The sequence below is a fragment of the Prosthecobacter fusiformis genome (assembly GCF_004364345.1).
Classification (GTDB): Bacteria; Verrucomicrobiota; Verrucomicrobiia; order Verrucomicrobiales; family Verrucomicrobiaceae; genus Prosthecobacter; species Prosthecobacter fusiformis.
The window spans coordinates 993,064-1,010,764 of the sequence record NZ_SOCA01000001.1; the positions used below are offsets into that span (position 1 = coordinate 993,064).

A 17,701-nucleotide genomic window follows, 5' to 3' on the forward strand; every position below is an offset into this window, starting at 1 on the left:
GGCGGAATGCGGATTCAACCCAGCATCCGGGAAAGCTCGCGCGCAATCAAGGTGATCTTATCACGAAGCCCCAGAGAAGGGTCTGCATCATGGAGTACGCCCAGGATGGCCCCTTCAGGAAAACAAAAAGTCATCAGGCGGTCCCCGGAGGTGAGGGTAAAGGTTTCCGCATCCGCGATGCCGATGAGCGGAGCGAGGGTGCGCAGGTGATGGGCGAGATCTGTGGCCTGTTTTTGAAATTCGCGTGCCTGCGGCTTGTGCGCACCCACGTGGGAGAAGGCGCGATCCCCCTGAAGGCAGACACAAGCGGCGATGCCGGGCAGTGAGCAGACCATTTCCACGATGCGTTGTGGACTGAGATCATCATCCGTACCTAGCAGGGCGCGCAGAAGGATTTGATCCGGATTGGAATCATGAGACTGGATACCCAGTGCGGGAGTAGCAGCCTTGCCGGTAGGTGCAGGACGTGACGGAGCTGGTGCCGACGCGGGGGCGGGGCGGCTGCGCACGGTCTCTTCAGATGAGGGCGGGATAAAGGGAGAGGCCGTCCTGGCTACAGGTGGCGGTGGGGCACGCTCAGGAACGGGCTCTGGCAGTGGGGGTGGGGCAGCTTCCTCGGCGACATCCACAATATGAGTGGCCGTCTTGCCAGTGAAGGGATTCGTCACCGGAATGGCGGGGGCAGGAGGCACAGCGCCGTATCCATCCGAAGGCTGAGCTCCCAAAAGCTGGGCGCTGCTGAAGCCATCCGCAGGCGGCTGCGGAAAGGAGGCCTGACGTGGCGCAGGGGCCGGGGACTGTGAGACAAAGGGCTGCCCAGGGGAAGACACCTCCGGCATGGAAACCGGTGGCGAGTAAGCGGGCGGCTGCGGCGCTGCGGGCACTGCAAAGGGATTCATCAAGGGCGGACTGGAGGCCGGGAATGCCGCCATGGGAGAAGCTATCGTGGCCTGTGCCGGAGCCAGCGCACTGGCGAAAAGGGGGACGGAAGGAGTCATGCCCGCAGGGGTCCCACCGTTAGAAAAAGAGGGAGCTGGCTGAGGCGCAGCAGGTGGGGCCTCCGGCTGCGCAGGCGGCGTGAAGGCGAAGGGTGATGGATTCCCCTGGGCCGGCGGCGTCATGGACGTGGTCATCATGACAGGCGCAGAAAGTTCAGGCTGGCCCAGGCTAGCAAGATTGGGCAAGGTGGGCGGGGACTCGCCATTGAGTGCTGCGTGGATTTCCTCCTGAGGAATGCGCAGTTGGAAATCCCGCTTGGCATGGTTTAGCACATTGCGAAAACCGACATCGGTGATGCCATCGATCAACTTGCCCAGTTCCGCCAGGGGAGCAGGAGACTGTGCCCACTCACGCACCGTGGAGGCTGGCTGGCTGGTCATGATCCAGCTAGGGACCATGATGGGATCAAAGCCCAGCTCAGCCACACTGTAACCCCGAAGCAAAGCAGCAAGGCCGATGCGCAGAGTGGAACCTCCAGCCGCCGCAGAGGGAGCCATGGAGATGCCAGCCATGGCTGGCGGAGAAGGTTGCATTCCAAAAGGACGGGCAGGGACATCCGGCGCAGGCTGACCTGTGGGCACTGCCTTCGGGCCAAACAAGGAGGCAAAGGGAGATTCCACTGGGGCGGGTTGGGCAGGAGCGGGAGCGGGTGCTGCCACCGTGAAAGGCGCAAAAGGAGACGCGGGCGTCTCCGCTGAGGGGGCACCGCCTAGCACACTGAATGGGGAAGCGGGAGCAGGCATAGCGGCTGGCACCGGCTGGGCCGCAGAAAAAGGACTGGCCATCTGAGCCGGAGGCTGTGGCTCCGCAGACTTGACGCCAAAAGGAGAAGATGTAGCAGCCGTCTCAGGTGCTCTACCGGCAGGGGCCACCGCCGCAAAAGGGCTGCTGACAGGAAAAACCGGATGTCCCGCACCCGGCAGGGACAGGGCGGGAGTCTCCCGCGGAATGTCAGCCAGCGGGGGTGGCGGTCCATTCCTGCGGGGGGGCAGCGCCGTACCGCCCTGACCCGGAGAGGCGGCGGCGAAAGGGCTGGCAGCCTGTTGAGGCTGGACCGAACCAAAAGGCGACGCCGCCGGGGCCGCCTGGCCTCCTGCCTGCTGGGCACTGGCGATCAACCTCGGCAATTTAGACGCCGGTAGCGGCACCATGCGTGGATCTTGGGGCGAGACCGGAGCCTGGAACAGGGCGGGGCAGACGCGATAGATTTCAAAAATGGGCAGAGCTGCCTGCCCGCTACGCAAGGCGGCATCCAGCACCTGGGGGGAGACCGCCACAGGCTGCTCCGGGGAGAGGGCATTCAGCCGCACCATGTCCGGCGGCAGCTGCGGGAGCACATCCCCCACGGTCAAAGCGGGACTGGCAGGGGCCGCACCCTGGGCGGTAAAGGGGGATGCCTGCACAGCCGCAGCCTGGAATGATTCACCCGCGACTGTCCGGAACAAGGCCCCGCCATTGCCAAAAGGAACCGCAGAATTGAGCGATGGGGCCTGAAAATTTCCCGAAGATCCGTTCATCGCGTGCGGAGAGGATCCGTTCATACCTGTGGGCATGTCGGCCATTTCCTGACCTTGGGGGTCAGTAGCAGGCTGAAACATGCTGCGAAACGAAAATCCCATCAGAAACGAATAATGAATGAATGCCAGGGCTCACCAAGTGGAGTTCAATGGTGGACCTTTGTCGGGGGTGAAGCGATGCAAAGATCACGCCATTCGTATAACATAATAATCAAGAGTTCTTAAGTCCAGGCATTTCCTCAGCCAGATTTTTTCTTTCCTCCCGCGAAACTGGCTGCATGCATATGCTGATTGCGGTTGGCATGGCGCTGGCTAAACTGGATTCAATGTCCAGCCTCAACTCTGAGCCGCGCATCGAACCGGCGACCATCGAAGACATGCCGCAGCTCGTCGAGCTGCTGGTCGCTCTTTTTAGCGAAGAGGCGGACTTCCGGCCTGATAAAAACAAACAGGAACATGGCCTGAGGCTCATCCTGGAACAGCCTAACCGGGGCCGCATTTTCGTCCTGCGGACGGACCACATGCTCATCGGCATGGTGAATCTGCTTTTCACCATCAGCACGGCTGAAGGCGGGCTGGTCATCCTCATGGAGGACGTCATCGTCCACCCACAGCATCGGCGCATGGGGTATGGCGGCAGGCTGCTGAACCACGCCATCGACTTTGCGCGGGAAAAACATTTTCGCCGCATCACCCTTTTGACGGACAAAATCAGCGCTGAATCTCAGGCCTTCTTTGCCAAACACGGTTTTAGTTTTTCCAGCATGATCCCCATGCGCCTAGTCTTCGAATGACGGCCCAGGGCGTATGGAGGTGAGACTATCCCTTAACCCATGAACGCTCTCCTCGCCTTTCCCATTTATTTTCGTCGGCCTGCGGCGGGTGCCTACGCAGCGAATACGGCGGCCATGGACTGGTTTGTCATCGCCACCCTGTGCTTTTTCTTTTTCCTGCTTGGCTGCATCGCCACCGCTGCCTGGGTGATCTGGAAACGCAGTACCCGGCCTGCCCCGCATGTGAAGCTGCTGATGGAACTGGAGGAGAGCGACGAGGACCACCTCATCCGCAATGCTGATGAAAAGCCCGCCAAGGAACCGCCGCAGCGGGATCCCTGGGAGAAAGAACCGGAGTGGTGGAAACAATAACCAAGGATCAAAGGCGCAAAATGCCCGCCCTATCCGTATAAGATCCATGCGCATTGGAATTACAGGAGCCACGGGCCTCATCGGCAGAGCTTTCTCCAAGCTCGCCACGGCCAGTGGTCATGAGGTGGTGGCCTATAGCCGGCGCAATACCCCCACCAAGAATACGACGCAAACCCTGCGAATGCCAGCGGACGCCCCGCATAAACTGCCGGAAACCCGGCTGGATGCCTTGGTGCACCTGGCCGGGGAGCCACTGACGGGTCTGTGGACCGCCAGCAAGCGGGAGCGCATCTGGAAAAGCCGGGTGGACCTGACAGAGGCCCTGATGGATCATGTCAAAAGTTGGTCCCCAACCAACCGCCCGCCCGTGGTCCTGGGCGGCTCCGGCATCGGATTTTATGGCAGCCGTGGAGATAGCGTACTGGATGAAACGAGCCCTCGCGGCAGCGGTTTCCTGGCGGATCTCTGTGGGCAATGGGAGGCTGCAGCCCACCGGGCCAGTGCCTGGGACGCGCGCATCATCCACCTGCGCACCAGCATGGTCCTGGCGCGAGAAGGTGGTGCTTATCCCCTGATGCGCCAGGCCTTTCGCTGCGGCATGGGCGGCAGGCTGGGCAGCGGACGGCAGTGGATGTCCTGGATCCATGTGGATGACGAAGCCGCCATGATCCTATGGGCCCTGGAAAACAGCAGCCTGCAAGGCCCGCTCAACCTCTGCTCCCCCGCCCCGGAGCTCAATAGCAACTTCACCCGAAAGCTGGCCCACAGCCTGCACCGCCCAGCTTTTATGCATGCGCCCGCCTTTGCCCTGCGCCTGCTCCTGCGCGGCATGGCGGATGAAATGCTTCTTTGCAGCCAAAAAGCGGTTCCAGGCACCGCCGGACAAGAAGGCTATCACTTCGCCTTTCCCACCCTGGAAGGTGCCCTGGCGGACTTGCGCTAGAGAAAGATTTGCGGGTGCCGCATCTGTGGCGGAAGGTTGACAGACGCACTGGCAAACAAAGCCCGCGTACCCAGCGCAGACGCCTGCTCTCCCTTGCGAATACCCCCTTATGGCCGCCCTTCAGACCACCATCGGCATCATTTACGATTACGATCAGACGCTCAGCCCCACCTACATGCAGGATGAGACGCTGTTCCCCCACTTCGGCATCAATCCGACCCAGTTTTGGAAAAAGAGCCGCGAGCTGGTGGACCAGGAAGGTTATGATGGCGAGCTGGCCTACCTCAAATGCATGCTCGATTACCTGGAGATGGACCGCCCCACCAATGACGAGCTGCGCGTCCTTGGAGCCAAACTCCGCTATTTCAAAGGCGTGCCCGAGGTCTTCAATGAAATGAACAACGTCATCTCAGATCAGCATCGTTTGTTAGGCATCAAGGTGGAGCATTACATCATCTCTTCCGGCCTCAAGATCCTGCTGGAGGGCAGCTCCCTGGCCCCTTTTGTGAAGCGCATCTTTGGCTGCGAATTCGGCCAGGACAAAGACGGCCGCATCAGCTTCCCCAAGCGCGTCATCAGCCACACCACCAAGACGCAGTACATCTTCCGCATCAACAAAGGCATGCTGGAACCGCATGAGGACGTTAACGACCACATGGACCCCGAGCTGCGGCCCATCCCCTTCCAGAACATGATCTACATCGGCGACGGCCCCACGGACGTCCCCTGCTTCACCCTCATGAAGCGCTACGGCGGCCACGCCATCGCCGTCTATAACGCCGAGGACAAGGACCGCGCCAGCTTCCGCAAATGCTACCAGCTCAACGCCCTGGCCGACCGCGTCAAACACATCGCCCCCGCCGACTACCGCGCCGGCAGCCACCTGCGTCTGCTCCTGGAAGAAATGGTCCTCGACATCGCCGACGGCATCGTCCGCCGGAAGAAGCTCCAGTTCGAAGAAGGCACGGTCTCAGCACCGCATTTTTAATTGCTCTCCCAGAAGCGCCACATCCGCGGCTTCCTTAGAGCCGTCCCGGAAGACATGTGCCATTTGATGCCTTTGAGAGCATTTGCATTTGCCTGTTAAGGATCAGAACCAGAGGCAGGTGCAGTTGGTGTCACTTGGGGTGCCTCGACGGCGGGTGGGGTGACGACTTGATTGGTGATGCTGACGCCGTTGCCGGTCAACATGCTGAGCACAAGACCAGCGGAGGTGGAGATTGAATTGCCAGGGCCGGTGACAGAGGACACAAGCTGCAATATTGCTCCCGTCGAGAACCCTGCGGACATTTGAGGCAGTGACGTGGTTGCGGGCTCTGGTTCTTGATCCACCTCGGCCACGGTTTCGGTGGCGGGGATGTCGAAGAGGGTGAGGACGATGGCCTCTCCCCGGCGGAAGAGCATGAGGATCTGGTAGGCTACAGTGGGGTCCATCCCTTCAGGCAGTCGGCTGTAGGGCCGGTAGCCCAGCAGGTGCAGATTGACGAGCAGATTGTATACAGCCATGGGGTCGGAATTCAGGTCGGGTGGCAGAAAGCCAGCGGGCAGGATGTAAAGGGCAAAGGTGGGCAGGGCATTGCTGGCCTGGCTGCTTTGGTAATCCTGCATCTGGCGCAGGGCGGCCCACTGGTTCTCTGTCAGACTGGCGTTTCCCTGGAAATCAAATTGAATGCCGAGCTGGCTGGCGAGTGTGCTTAAATGTGAGAGTGCCTCACTGCTTTCGCTCAGCGGGCGGCCTTCATCATCCCTGAGGCCGGAGAGCAGGTCCTTCATGGCACCCTTTCTGGCGGTCTGCGGGTAGGGGCCGGGCTGTAATTTCAGGGTGATGCGGTTCTCCGTGACCTCCACGGTGCAGCCTGCCTGGGTGGCTACGTTTTGCACCGCTGTCAGGTAGGGGATGCTCTGGCTGAAAAGGGTGACACGTCTGCCCATGGCGGCGGTGGGCATGGTAACGGCCAGTCTGTGCAGCGCAAGTGCGCGCTCGGAGTCGGTCTCTTGGAGTTTCGTTCTGAGGATGGACATGGCCATGCCGAGCTGCACGTTTTCCAGCAACACATCGGTGAGGTAGTAATCCTCCAGCCTGCGGGTGAGGCTGATCTCTTCGAACATCGGCTCGGTGATCTCGGGCTTCGAATCGCCAGCAAGCGTGGTTTCCAGCCGTAGCAGCTCGGTTAGAGCGTTGGCGGTTCGGGGCAGAGACGCCAGCGTCTCCATAGGCTCCACCTTGCGCGCCGCCGCCGCAGTGCCTGCTTCTGCTTTCGCCGGAGCCTCGGCGGGTGCGGCCAGCCAGAACATGAAAGCTGTCAGCCCCAGGAAAACGAGGCCGCCCGCGAGGATGTATCCACGCAGCGGCCTGGGAAGCGATGAAAAAGAGTGACTGACAGGCGGCATACGGCTAAGAAAAATCCTTGTATTCAGTCTCGCACAATTCCCGCTGATAGGAACCTTTTTTGCGCTCCCCATGTTCGCCATGATTTGGAGACTGGGCGAATGCTTGAAGTAAAAGTAAAAGATGCCAGGCAAAAATGGCCCGATAACATGCCAGACAAAAGTGAAATTATCGCTCTCACAATGTATCAATGCCTGTCTGGATAACATATGCCAAACAACGGGCCATGTAGATAAAGAACATCACGGCTAATTCCACCGAAACAACAGCCACTCGACGCCAAGTGGCATAAAAAGACTGAGTCGCGCTCCACGCCAACCAAGCCGAGACAGCGCCAAGAAAAATGTGAATCCCGAACCACAGCGGCTCAGGGATGCCGCCTGAGGTGACATTGCCGTCGCGCATCCTGAGGTAATGGTCAACCCCAGCCTCAATGCCGAAACCACCAAAAAACCGGAGCCACGCCGCAAGGGTGTATTGGAATGCGCGTTTCAAGGTAAAGAGTGAGGAGTCGTTGTCTTGGAAGACACCAGGATAACAGGTTAAATTCTCGGAGGAAGCGATGGCCAGTACGGAGATCGCCAGCTTTCAGCACCGGGTCAAAGTTTGCGCACCTGGATGTTGCGAATTTTGAGTTTCGTCCCGCTGGGAAGACGGCTGACCCCGAAACCGATCCGACCCTCGGGCCGGTAGATGCCAAGCTCTTCCAATGAAACGCCGTCGGCCACCTTCACGTCATTAAACTCAAAATGAAGCGCCCCTGTCGTGATGCGTGCGAGCACTTGGTTCACGTCGCCAAGGGTGACAGCCACGGGTGAAGTCCCCTTCTCTGGCTTCGTCCGGTATGCCTGCCCCACCACTCCTTGCGGTCCTGAGGAAACCATGCATCTCACGCCGTCCTCTGGATCCCCAACCATTTTGGGCGACCATCGCAATAAAGCCGCACTGCCCCATCCGAGCGGAGAAACCTCCACCTGCTTAGGATCCTCCAAAGTCATCTCGTAGCGCATCTCCACATCATGTGTGAAAGGCAGGTCCAGGGCTAGGACCGCCCAGCGGCTATCATCGCCAGCGGCCACCAGGGTGCCGTCCGCTTCCGCAGACCAGCGTCCGCCTGTTTGCATAAAGCTGGTCAGGTGCTTACGCGGTGTCACACTCACCCATTCACCAGTGGCCAGTTTGGGCAGGAACTCCGCGTAGTCTCTCCGCTCCTGCACATAGGCCTGTGCATCTGCCGACAGTTCCTTTCCTGCGAGTGCTTTCAGGGCATTCTCATGCTCACCACCCGCCGGGCTGCGCGGCAGCATGGCCAGTGCCTGGACCTCGGGGCCATACTGCCCAGACCGGGCCGCCACCTCGCCACGCAATTGCGGCTCAGACAGCAACATCTGGTTCATGAAATTAAGTGTGCAAAAATGCAGCTCACCCGCCTCCGCGAGCAGACGACTGGCTAAGGTAGCATCTCCTCCCAGCCAGGCCGCCAGAGCGGCATTGGACCGTCTCAATTGCTGCAGGCCAGCGGGCAGCCCTTGCACTTCAGCATACCCTTTTGCCATGGCCAAAACCGGGTCCCTGACCCCTTCACGCTGATACACTTCAAAAGCGTCATTCTCCTCGCTCGCCACATCCATGGCAGCATAAAACATCTGCGACGGCACTCCGGTGTCGAAGCGGCCCGTTTCAATGCATGCACGCCCAAAGGCCAGCATCAACTCATGACTGCCACACCACCGTGGACGGTAGGCCCACAGCAGGTTGTTATAGGCTGCTTGGTAGTCAAACTGGGCCTTTACCGACCGGTCAAACCACAGGCGCAGTTCATCATCGCCTCCTGAATCGCCCATGGTGACCGTCACCATGAGCCCAGCAGCTTCGGGCCTGTCCGCACGCGCCTCCCAGGCTTTGACCAAATGCTCACGCGCAATCTTGAGGTGAGCAGCAAACCCCTCCCACTGCTCATCCTTCACCGTCGCGGCCCAGTCACTGGAGCGCTCCAGCCAGGCCAGCTCGATCTCACCATAACCCTGCAGGGTCCATTTCACCCAGTCTGGCCACTCGCTGCCCGCCACCGTCTCCTGCCAGCGTGCCAGATAAGAAGGCATCGTGACGCCCACAAGATCCAGCACCGCAATCTGGTGGCGCACCATCACAGCATCAGCCTCGGCATCATAGGTGCCGTCGCTGATCGCCCGGATCATCACATCCACCAATCGGCCCCGGACATAACGGTATTCTGCCCCCTCCTGCATCAATTGCGGAATCTGCGTGCGCAATGCCATCACCTCCACCGCAGTGGGCAGGCCGGAAAGGTTCAGCACCCGCTCCAGCAGTTCCTTACCGACACGCCAGTCCTGATTCTCGGCATAAAAGGCCTGTGCTGCCAGAGTCAGGATCAGCGGATCATCAGCCCCCTCCTGAATGAGTGCACGAAAATCTGCCGCCAGCGGCGCAAGGGGATGAGGCAGCACACTGCCTGCCGCTTTCAGTTCAAGTGATCGTTCCACGAGCGTGGTAGCCTTCGGTCCCCAGGGCTGCTCTTTCCAGCGTTCCTGGGCAGGAGCCAGCAATCGCCGTTGGCCCCAGGCCTTCTCCTGCGCCAGATAGTCCCGCTCAGTCGGCACTCCAGGCTCCATAGGAATAGCCGGCACCACCATCAGCCGCTGCTCCGAAGGTCTCAGAGGCAAGGCTTCCGCAGAGAGGATGCTCATCAGATAGACTAAGGGCCAGAAGAGTCGGTGCATGTCACGAGATGTACCACGGAAAGGTCATTCCCGTAAAGTAATCCCTCAAATCCAAGTTAATTGCCCCTTAAATCCATCCCCGCCTCAATCTCCACACCCTCCAGCAGATGCGCCACCAGTTATCGGGCCACCCAGGGTGCACGCAGTACTCCTTTAGAGTGAAAGGATGAGTCCTAGCTGCTAATGCTACAGACACTAGGCGTGCCGTTTTTTGTATGCATCTTCAGCCTCGCTGATTGACGGATGGGGCGGCTTCCGTTCATGCTTCTTCTGACATGACTTCCAGGCGTTCTTTTCTGACATCGGCCACGGCGGCCTCTCTTGCTCTTTCCACACTGCCTCTTTTGGGTCAGGAAGGTAAAAAATATCGGACGGCCCTCATCGGCAGTGGCTGGTGGGGGATGAATCTTTTGCGCGAGGCGATGGCCTCGGGCCGCTGTCAGGTGGTGGCGCTGTGTGATGTGGATGCGAATGTGCTGCTGAACGGCATCGAAGACGTGAAGACCGAGAACGGTGATGAACCGAAGGGGTATAAGGACTATCGTCAACTGCTGGCGGAAGCGAAGCCGGAGATCGTCATCATTGCCACCCCGGATCATTGGCATGCCTTGCAGACCATCGCCTGCTGTCAGGCGGGTGCGCATGTTCTGGTGGAAAAGCCCACGGGGCATACCATCCAAGAAAGCCGGGCGATGGTGAAGGCGGCGAAGGAATCTGGAGTTGTGGTCCAGGTCGGCCTACATCGCCGCATCGGCCCGCATCATGTGGAGGCGATGAACTTCCTGAAATCCGGTCAAGTGGGCAAGGTCGGCATGGTGCGCGTTTTTGCCGATAGCAAAGGCGGACCTGAAATCCCCAAGCCTAACAGCAAGGTCCCTGAAGGGCTTGACTGGGACATGTGGTGTGGGCCTGCGCCGATGCGTCCTTTCAACACCAAACTCCATCCCGGTGGATGGCGCAGCTTTCTGGACTATGCCAACGGCACCATGGGTGACTGGGGTGTACACTGGCTGGACCAGGTGCTATGGTGGAGCGGAGAAAAGGGGCCGAAAAAAGTCTTTTGCACGGGCGGGCGACCTATCTTTGGCCCCGCCATCCTGAATGATCAGGAGCAGACCACCGATGTGCCCGACCACCAGGTGGCCATCTTTGAATTCGAAAACTTTACCACCGTATGGGAGCACCGGAAGTTTGCCGAAAACAACAATGAGAAGCACAAGATTGGCGCTTATTTTTATGGTGAAAAAGGCGTGCTGCACATCGGCTGGCGTGATGGCTGGACCTTCTATCCGGTGAACCCCAAAGAGGCCCCGACTCATGGTGACCACCAGCTCCAGGAGCCGGACGGACACAACATCGCCCTGCTGTGGGAGGATCTGATTACCGCCATCGAAACTGGGAGCAAGCCTGTGGCGGATATCGAAAGCGCTCACCGCTCCAGTAGCCTGCCAATGCTCGGCATGCTGAGCTGGAAGCTCGGGCGCAGCATCCAGTGGGATGCGGAAAAAGAAGAGATCATAGGCGACCCTGAAGCCAGCAAGCTGTTGAGCCGCCCTTACCGCGCACCATGGATCTATCCGACTGTGTAAGCATTGACCGAGCGGTCATCGCCACGTATGACGACCTGCATCATGCCGACCTCCCGAGAAGAATGGACAGCCGCCCTCGTCAGTTTTGCCGCCAAAAAACATGCGGACGAACCCATTGCCCTGCGCAGTGAATTTACCGATGAAGAAGAGCAGCAATGCCGCATCCTGGGCGGGCATCTGCTGTCCTGGCTGGAGGACTGGGGACCAAGCATGATGGCGGAACGCAATGCCCAGGCGGCCATCCAGGGCTGGGATGAAAATCCGCACGTGGTCTATCTCACCGCAGGCCCCGGGCTGGCAGCCGCAGAGGATATCCTAGCTGGTGCGGAAGACGATGTGACCTGGCTCACCGTGCCGCAGTTTCAGGAGTTTCTGGCCCTGCATCCGGATGAAAAACAGGCTCATCATTGCATCTTGGAATCGTGGCTGCGAAAGCCCACAGCCGAAGAAGCCGCCGAAGGCCAGTCCGCCGATTCGGCCCATGCTGAAGGCAGCCTGTGGGTGCATCACGATCACACCCTTATGGGTCCCAGCTTCACGCGCGGTGGCTTGAGCCTGTGGTCTTACCGAGATGAGAAAATGGCGCTGGTCAAAGAAGCCTTTCAGAGCTGGTTCTCCTGAACCTGGACCATTGCCGTCTCGAATCCCTCACTGAGCATCCGGCCGCTCTCCAATCACCGCGCTCACCTCAGCGAGCTGGCCATTGCGTACGATCGTTAGCTTGATCGGCGTTGATGGAGCCAGGGAGAGAATGATCTGGAGAAGCTCTGAAGGGGTTTTGAAGTTGCGTCCGTTGATGGCGGTGACGACATCACCCTCCGTCAAACCTGCCATGGCGGCGGGGGACTGGGGATCCACATCGGTGATGTAGGCCCCGATGATGGGCGTGCCCAGACCGCCCATGCTGCCATCAATCACTACGGACTCGGAGTTCAGCTCCAGTCCCAGGTATCCTTTGCGCGCGATGGTGGCCTGCCCGCCCTTGGACTGCTTACGGATGGCTTCGACGACAGTTTTTACATCATTAGCTGGCACCGCGAGGCCCACGCCCTGCCACGCGCGTACATTTTCATCCCCGCGATAAATGGCGACATTGATGCCGATGATCTGGCCCAGAATATTGACCAACGGACCGCCTGAATTGCCTGGATTGATCACCGTATCCGTCTGCAAATAATCAAGTTGGCTGTCACTGAGATGACGGTCACGGGCGCTGATGATGCCCTGAGTAACAGTGCCACTGAGGCCGAAGGGATTCCCCACGGCAAACACGATCTGCCCCACCCTGGCATCGTCAGAATTGGCAAATGAAAGAGCTGGAAAGTCTTTCCCAGCGCCTTCGATCTTCAGCAGGGCGATGTCCCGCTCGCGATGAGCGCCGAGCACCCGTGCGGGATACTGCTTGTTGTCGTTGGTGGTGACAATGACCTCGCTGACATCGGCAATGACGTGGTAATTGGTCACCACGTGGCCTTCTTTGGAAATGATGGCTCCAGACCCCAGGCCGGGGATGATTTGGGCACGGCCGCTGACGACGCCAAAGAAGGGATGCCAGGCGGTCTGGCCCCGGCGCACCGTTTTGGTAGTCACACTGACGACACTGGGCAGGACCGCCGCAGAGAGCCGGGAGAACTCATCATTCATGGCACTGAGGATTTTCACATCCTTCAAATCCAGCTTGGGTGCATGCGGTGCGGTGAATTTTTCTCCCTGCGGTGCTTCACCACGCAAAAAATTCAGCAGCCCATAACCTTCCTGGTCACGTCTCCAGATGGAAAAAACCAGGGAGGCGACGAGGAAAACAGTGATGGCAAAAACGATGCGGCGGAGAGTTTCCATGAAGATTCCCTTACGATGCGTGGCTCTGTGCCGATGGCAAGATGCCGACCGCATCTTCTTTTGCATCCGGCCTACCCGCCGGTTCCGATCTCATTATTGATAGTGAACACCCAACGCTTTCAAGTTATGGTTGTCATAGCTCCCTGCGTCTTTTAGCTTACCCCACGCTCCTGCTCTCATGATTCACGATCCTGCCCCGGACAACGGCGGGCCACCCTTTTCGGGCAGCCCGGGCAAGCGCGTCCTCCCTGGGGTGAAGCCCACGAGGGAGACCAACAGGATCGGCCTGATGCCCACGGAAGGCTGGCGCAGGCGCAATCTTCAGTTTTTGGGTGAAATTCTCATCCCGTCGTTGTTATCGGCACGCAAGCCCGGCCGTGTGATTGATGGGGTGCCCTTGGTCGGCAGTGGGGAAATGGGTGTCACTTGGCTGGGGCATGCCGGTTTTTTTGCCCAGATCGCCGGGGTGAATCTGCTCATCGATCCCAACTGGGCTCTTTGGCACGGCCCTATTAAGCGCCTCCGTCATCCCAGCGTCTGGGCCAGTGACCTGCCGCCGATCGACCTCGTCCTGGTCACTCATGCTCATTACGACCACCTGCACATGCCCAGTCTGCGGCGCGTCGCCAGGGGGCAGCCTATCATTGTCCCCAAAGGTGTGGGCAGCATTGTCAAACGGGCCGGTTTCGGCCAGATCGTGGAGCTGGAAACCTGGCAGCGGGCGAATTTCCGCGACCTGCATATCATGCTCACCCCTGCCCGCCATTGGGGTGCGCGCATGATCCATGATACCCATCGCGGATTTGGCGGTTATTTGATCACATCCCCAGGGCGTACGCTTTTCCACTGTGGAGACAGCAGCATGTTTGACGGGTTTCAGGAGATCGGCAAACGTGCCGATATCGATCTGGCCCTGATGCCCATCGGCGCTTATCTGGCCCCAAGTGGTCGCCCTGTGCACATGAATCCAGAAGAGGCCTTGGATGCCTTCGATATGCTGGGTGCGCGCCACATGGTGCCGATGCATCACGATACCTTCCCGCTGGGTGGCGAGCCGATTCATGAGCCTGCCGAAAGGCTAGCCGCTGCCGCTATTCAGCGGCAGCTCCAAGATCGCGTCCGCATCCTCCACGAGGGTGAGTCCGTGGCTTACTGATACTGGAGAATGGGAGTGCGAGCTCCACTCCCCAGTAAGTCGGCTCCATTAAGCCGCAGGGAGGTGAGTGAATAAATCTGCGAAATATTCAAATGCATATTGACACGCATCTACTGTGCATATTAAATATGCACAGTAGAACATTCACATGCCGCCTGTTTCCTCCATCAAACTGATCCTGCCACCGATCTCGCCAGCAGCCCCAGGCTCCTTGTATGAGCAGATCGTCACGGGACTGAAACGTGTGATCAGTGAGGGTAAATTGGAGCCTGATTCCGCTCTTCCCTCTTTCCGGCAACTGGCTGCAGATCTGCTGGTCAGCGTGATCACCGTGAAGCGTGCCTACGAGGAGCTGGAGCGTGAAGGCATCATCTACCGCCGCCAGGGGCTGGGCACTTTCGTGGCCGCACAAGGGCAGGACCGATCCCGCGAGGTGAAGCTGGCCCACGCCCGGGAACTCCTCCTCACGGCTGCACGCGAGGCAGCCGAAAGCGGCCTCAGTCCCGCCGAAATCACCCAGTTTTTCATGGAAACGCTCAACGACTACGCCTCATGAACCCGACCACCCTGAACATCCAACACGGACAGGAGTGTCCACGCTCCTCTCATCCGCCCGCCCTTGATATCACCGCTTTGGAGAAACGTTTCCCGCGTTTCACCCTGGGGCCCATTAACCTGAGCGTTCCCTCTGGCCTCATCTATGGGCTTATAGGCCCTAACGGCGCAGGAAAAACGACCTTGCTGGACCAGATCTTTGGCATGGGTCTGCCCGATGCCGGCCGCATCCAGGTGAATGGCCTGGACCACCTGCGCCATGAGGTGGAGGTGAAAAGGCGCACCGCCTATGTGGGCCCAGACCTCAGTTATGCAGCGTGGGGAAAGGTAGGCCGGGCCATCCGGTTTGTGCGCAGTTTTCATCCCGACTGGGACGACGCGCTGGCCTCACGGCTCATGCAGACTTTTGGCATCATGCCGACGGATCGCATCGCCACGCTGTCATTCGGAGGCAGAATGAAACTGGCGCTGCTGCTGGCCATGGCTTGGCGGCCGCATTTTCTGGTGCTGGACGAGCCCACTACCGGTCTGGATGCCCATGCTAAAAAGGCGGTGTTTGCGGAGTTGTTGGCCATCGTTAAAGATGAGGCCCGGACAGTTCTTCTCTCCACGCACCAGATCAGTGACCTGGAGCGTTTTGCGGATCATGTCGGCATTCTTCATCAGGGCCGACTGCTGACTGAAGGCACACCGGCAGACCTCATGCAGCGTCATGTTCAGGTGGAGTTCCTGTGCGAGGACCCTGCCATCCGGCACCTGCCCGGACTTTTTGTTCAAGAGAACGCGGCAGCCCGCTATCGCGCTGTGATGGACACCCAGACAACCTCCATCCGTGCGCTGACGGACAAAGGTGCGGGCGAAATACGCTCACAGCCACTCTCCCTTGAAGAACTTTTCATCGCGCTCACCCCCTAAACCCCTTTGCCATGATTTCTCTTATCCTCGATTTTGTATCCCGCTGGCGTTGGGTATTGGGCCTATACATGGTCTTCGTCGGCTTTTTCGCCTTTACCTCGCGGACACTCATCAGCATTGCCCCCATGACCTTTTTTCTTTTGTTCATGGATGCTCAGCGGGGCGTTTTTTATACCCTCCGCCCGCAGCCTGTTTCCAGGCGGGATCAAGATCGCGCGTGGTGGTTTACCGGTGTGTGGCTGCTCACTATGCTCAGCGCACCCGTCATGGCAGCAGGGCTCTGGTGGCGGCAGCATGAGTATCCTGCGTCCCTACACCCTGGGGAGTCTCCGTGGTTTGCTCTGACGACTGTCTTGTACCTGGGGCTGGGATCGTCTGCGCTGCTCGCATTGCTCATTCTAATGCTGCCCCGCCAAGCTCCAGAAACCAAGGGCCAATGGCTCATCGTTCTGCCAGTCTCTGCTGTGGGCGGAATGCTCATGATGGGTACCCTGGCACTGCCACAGATGCTGCCAAAGACCCTCCCTGAAATGGGCACCTGGCACTGGATCGCCGCTGGGCTGCTGCCTTTATTACTCTGGCTCTCTTATGTAGCTGCGCCCAAGATTACCCGACTGAGCATGAAGCCAGCCCGGCCCGCGCCCTTATCGCAGATACCTGTCTTGCCACCTGATATAAACAGGCGTGGATACTCAGGATGGAGCTTCCTCCTCCTGTCCATGCACAAGCACATGCTGGCCATCATAGTATTCATGAGCCTGGCCATGTGGCTGTCTTCCTGGTGGATACGTGGCCCTCTTTCTGACGAGGAGTCACGCCGGATCTGCATCAATCTCGTCGTTTATATGATCTTATTCTCATCCTTCATACCCGACTGGTTCAGCCTGCGAATGCTGCGTACGGCCCCTCTCTCCAGCCGGACACTGGCCCTGATGCTGCTGAGCGTTCCCTGTGTGCAGGGCCTGCTGGCCGCGTTACAAATGGGCCTAGCCATGGGATGGCGGACCTCATTCTTCGAAGTCCTGGTCGATAGCCTGTCCATCGGTCTTTTTACGGCCGGTTCCGGAGCCCTGATGCTGACCATTTCCTGCCATGCCAATACGTTCTGGCGGTTTGCCTCCATGATTTTTCCACTCTCCCTGATGATATTCGAGGTCTTCCAAAACGGCAGCCTGCTGCCTTGGCTGCCCGGCATCGGCTTCATTCTATTGCTCCTTTCCTGGCTCCTTTTAAAGCGTGGTATCTGGCGTTCCTCCGCGTTTTACCGGCCGCGATTCGGCCTCGGCACAAATGCCGGGCAACCTGTAGGCGCAAGTTGAGCTTGGCGTGCGAATAGGTCATATTAACACATGACACCCTGCTTGTCTCTCATCGCGGTTATCTCGGCGGATGGTTTTATTTCAGCAGGTGAAGGCGTCCCCTGGAGCCTGCCGAAAGACCGCGACCACTTCCGTGCCTACACCCAGGGAAAATGGCTTTTGTTAGGCCGGAAGACGTATGAAGAAATGCTCGGCTGGTTCTCGGATCATCATCCCCTGGTGCTCAGCCGCGATGCCAAGTTCCTGCCTTTCCTGGGTGAGCGTGTCACCGGCATCCAGGAGGCTCTGCAACGTGCGGGTGAGGCTCATCAGCCTGAGCTGGTCGTCTGTGGCGGGGCAGGTGGATACGAAGCCGCCATGCCTCTGGCTGAGCGCCTCATCATTACCCATGTGGATCACCTGCTCGGCGGCGGAGTTCCCTTTCCCCATTTCAGCCAGCAGGATTGGGAGCCCATCTCCAGGGTGGCTCATGTGCGGGATGATTTTCATGAGCATGGCTTTGCCATCGTGACCTATCAGCGTGTGCACAAATATCAGGACGCTGCCTGACAAGCTGCCTGTTGCGCCGATGCCGGGCCGGACGATCTTACCCCC

At 59.1% G+C, this 17,701-nt stretch carries 16 protein-coding genes; 11 read left to right on the top strand and 5 right to left on the bottom strand.

The window, feature by feature from the left end:
- Nucleotides 1–14: 14 nt before the first annotated feature.
- Entirely contained in the window at nt 15–2,597 is a 2,583-nt protein-coding gene (locus tag EI77_RS03850; RefSeq protein ID WP_133793422.1) for a hypothetical protein, read from the bottom strand.
- Between the two features lie 197 nt (nt 2,598–2,794).
- On the opposite strand from EI77_RS03850, the gene EI77_RS03855 reads away from it, so the two are divergent.
- From EI77_RS03855 to EI77_RS03870, 4 genes are all read left to right on the top strand, one after another.
- Entirely contained in the window at nt 2,795–3,310 is a 516-nt protein-coding gene (locus EI77_RS03855) for a GNAT family N-acetyltransferase (RefSeq protein WP_243838657.1), read from the top strand.
- A gap of 39 nt (nt 3,311–3,349) precedes the next feature.
- A complete protein-coding gene (locus EI77_RS03860; protein ID WP_133793423.1) occupies nt 3,350–3,661 on the top strand; it encodes a hypothetical protein in 312 nt (103 codons plus the stop codon).
- 46 nt (nt 3,662–3,707) lie between these two features.
- On the top strand, nt 3,708–4,604 hold the full coding sequence (locus EI77_RS03865; protein WP_166647013.1) for a TIGR01777 family oxidoreductase: 897 nt from the start codon (nt 3,708–3,710) through the stop codon (nt 4,602–4,604).
- Between the two features lie 109 nt (nt 4,605–4,713).
- A complete protein-coding gene (locus EI77_RS03870; RefSeq protein ID WP_133793425.1) occupies nt 4,714–5,592 on the top strand; it encodes an HAD family hydrolase in 879 nt (292 codons plus the stop codon).
- Between the two features lie 95 nt (nt 5,593–5,687).
- Here EI77_RS03870 and EI77_RS03875 read toward each other — a convergent pair whose 3' ends face one another.
- The 3 genes from EI77_RS03875 to EI77_RS03885 form a co-directional block, all read right to left on the bottom strand.
- Nucleotides 5,688–6,995 (bottom strand): hypothetical protein, encoded by a 1,308-nt coding sequence (locus tag EI77_RS03875; protein ID WP_133793426.1) that lies wholly within the window; start codon nt 6,993–6,995, stop codon nt 5,688–5,690.
- Nucleotides 6,996–7,170: 175 nt separating this feature from the next.
- A complete protein-coding gene (locus tag EI77_RS03880; protein ID WP_133793427.1) occupies nt 7,171–7,488 on the bottom strand; it encodes a hypothetical protein in 318 nt (105 codons plus the stop codon).
- A gap of 104 nt (nt 7,489–7,592) precedes the next feature.
- Complete coding sequence (locus EI77_RS03885) at nt 7,593–9,734, bottom strand: hypothetical protein (RefSeq protein ID WP_133793428.1); 2,142 nt, start codon at nt 9,732–9,734, stop codon at nt 7,593–7,595.
- Nucleotides 9,735–10,009: 275 nt separating this feature from the next.
- Here EI77_RS03885 and EI77_RS03890 point away from each other — a divergent pair, with 275 nt between their 5' ends.
- Together EI77_RS03890 and EI77_RS03895 are read left to right on the top strand one after the other, a co-directional pair.
- Entirely contained in the window at nt 10,010–11,323 is a 1,314-nt protein-coding gene (locus EI77_RS03890; protein ID WP_133793429.1) for a Gfo/Idh/MocA family protein, read from the top strand.
- A gap of 42 nt (nt 11,324–11,365) precedes the next feature.
- Complete coding sequence (locus EI77_RS03895; RefSeq protein ID WP_133793430.1) at nt 11,366–11,944, top strand: hypothetical protein; 579 nt, start codon at nt 11,366–11,368, stop codon at nt 11,942–11,944.
- A 27-nt stretch (nt 11,945–11,971) separates the two neighbouring features.
- Here the strand turns inward: EI77_RS03895 and EI77_RS03900 are convergent, their stop codons facing one another.
- Nucleotides 11,972–13,162 carry a S1C family serine protease gene (locus tag EI77_RS03900; protein WP_166647014.1) on the bottom strand — a complete coding sequence of 397 codons (1,191 nt, stop codon included), beginning with the start codon at nt 13,160–13,162 and terminating at the stop codon, nt 11,972–11,974.
- 178 nt (nt 13,163–13,340) lie between these two features.
- Between EI77_RS03900 and EI77_RS03905 the strand changes: the two genes are divergently transcribed.
- From EI77_RS03905 to EI77_RS03925, 5 genes are all read left to right on the top strand, one after another.
- Nucleotides 13,341–14,318, top strand: coding sequence for an MBL fold metallo-hydrolase (locus tag EI77_RS03905; protein ID WP_133793432.1), 978 nt, complete (start codon nt 13,341–13,343; stop codon nt 14,316–14,318).
- Nucleotides 14,319–14,466: 148 nt separating this feature from the next.
- Entirely contained in the window at nt 14,467–14,874 is a 408-nt protein-coding gene (locus EI77_RS03910) for a GntR family transcriptional regulator (RefSeq protein ID WP_133793433.1), read from the top strand.
- On the top strand, nt 14,871–15,788 hold the full coding sequence (locus EI77_RS03915; protein ID WP_133793434.1) for an ABC transporter ATP-binding protein: 918 nt from the start codon (nt 14,871–14,873) through the stop codon (nt 15,786–15,788). Before EI77_RS03910 ends, EI77_RS03915 begins: the two co-directional genes overlap by 4 nt.
- A gap of 11 nt (nt 15,789–15,799) precedes the next feature.
- Nucleotides 15,800–17,107: a hypothetical protein gene (locus EI77_RS03920; RefSeq protein ID WP_133793435.1), complete on the top strand. Its 1,308-nt coding sequence runs from the start codon at nt 15,800–15,802 to the stop codon at nt 17,105–17,107.
- A gap of 30 nt (nt 17,108–17,137) precedes the next feature.
- On the top strand, nt 17,138–17,656 hold the full coding sequence (locus EI77_RS03925) for a dihydrofolate reductase (protein ID WP_133793436.1): 519 nt from the start codon (nt 17,138–17,140) through the stop codon (nt 17,654–17,656).
- Nucleotides 17,657–17,701: the final 45 nt, after the last annotated feature.